The sequence below is a fragment of the Brachyspira innocens ATCC 29796 genome, from assembly GCF_000384655.1.
Classification (GTDB): domain Bacteria; phylum Spirochaetota; class Brachyspiria; order Brachyspirales; family Brachyspiraceae; genus Brachyspira; species Brachyspira innocens.
Genome location: NZ_ARQI01000012.1, coordinates 1 through 1,532, shown reverse-complemented (window position 1 = coordinate 1,532; position 1,532 = coordinate 1). Strand labels below are relative to the sequence as shown.

Below are 1,532 nucleotides of genomic sequence, written 5' to 3'. Positions count from 1 at the left end.
AATGTTTTGATAAGGCAATAGAGATCAATGATAAAGATACTGATTCATACTATAATAAAGCTTTAATTTTATTTGAACTTGGAAGATATGAGGAAAAAGAGTTTAACAATATTACAAAACTTGGAGAAACATCTTATAATACACATTATAAAGGATTAACTTTATATAGAGAGAGAAAATATGCTGAAGCTGTCAATGAATTTGATGAAGCAATAAAACTTAATAATGCAAATAATTATAATAATGAAGCATACTATTATAAAGGGCTTTCTTTATTTGAATTAAAAAAATATGATGAAGCATTAGAAAGTTTTAAAAGCACAAATAATTTTAATAGATATGATATGTATTATTTTTTGGGCGAGATTTATGAAACCAAAAATGATTATAAAGAAGCTTTTAAATATTATGAAGAGGCTTTAAAAAATTATAAAGAGAAAAATAATTCAAGAGATTATTATATAATAGGTATGACATTATATAAATTATCTGTTTTTGATAAGGCTATTGATAATTTTAATAAGGCATTATCATTTATATTTGAAGATAATAAAAATCTTGAAGATATTTTGAATTACTGCAATAATATTTTAAAACTTGAAAAGAATAATAAAGTCTTTTATGCTTATAAGATAATAGCTTTGATTTTATTAAACAGATATGATGAAGCATTATCATTATATAACAATATAGAAAAAAATAATGAATCTTTAGGCAGAGATGAACTTTATCAAAAAGCCTTAAATATATTAGATGAAAATAAAATAGATGTTAATTCTAATAAAAAAGAAGCAAAAGAAGAAGAAGAAGATAATAAATCAGATATAGAGAGCCTTAAAGAACAAATTAATTTATTAAAAAGCAAAGGAGAAAATTATTTAGTTATGGAATGGTATGATAAAATTATAGAAGTAAATAATCAAAATATAGAAAGCTACAGAGAGAAAATAGCATTTGCCAAAAGCATAGGCAATAGTAAAGAGGCTATAAAATGTTATGACAAGATGATGAAATTAAGCCCTATAGAAGCCTATAAAGGCAAAGCAGAAATATACAGAACATTAGCCAATGAAAATGATAGTAATAGAGAAAAATATTATGACTTAGCTATAGAATGCTATGACAATGTTATAGAGTTAAATCTGTCAGATGCAGAAGCCTATAAAGGCAAGGCAGAAATATATGAAATACTATACAAAAATAATCCTACCTACAAGTATTTATATACTATATACTATGAAAAGGCTATAAAGTGCTATAACAAAGCCATAGAATTAAATCCTAATGATGCAGAAGCGTATAAAGGCAAAGCTGATGCATATTATCACTTAGCTAAGAATAATTATAAATATTCTAGCTTAGCTATAGAATGTTATGACAAGATGATAGAGTTAAACCCTAATTATGTGGAAGCATATAAAGGAAAAGCTGATACTTATTATCAATTAGCTAATAATACTTATGACAAAGAAAAATATTATAACTTGGCTATAGAATGTTATGATAAGGTTATAGAATTAAATCCTAATGAT

At 24.2% G+C, this 1,532-nt stretch carries 1 protein-coding gene; it reads left to right on the top strand.

Annotation, left to right across the window (positions count from 1 at the left end):
* Window positions 1-1,532, top strand: a 1,532-nt coding sequence (locus tag F811_RS0100095; RefSeq protein WP_020003296.1) for a tetratricopeptide repeat protein, incomplete at both ends; no start/stop codon positions are given.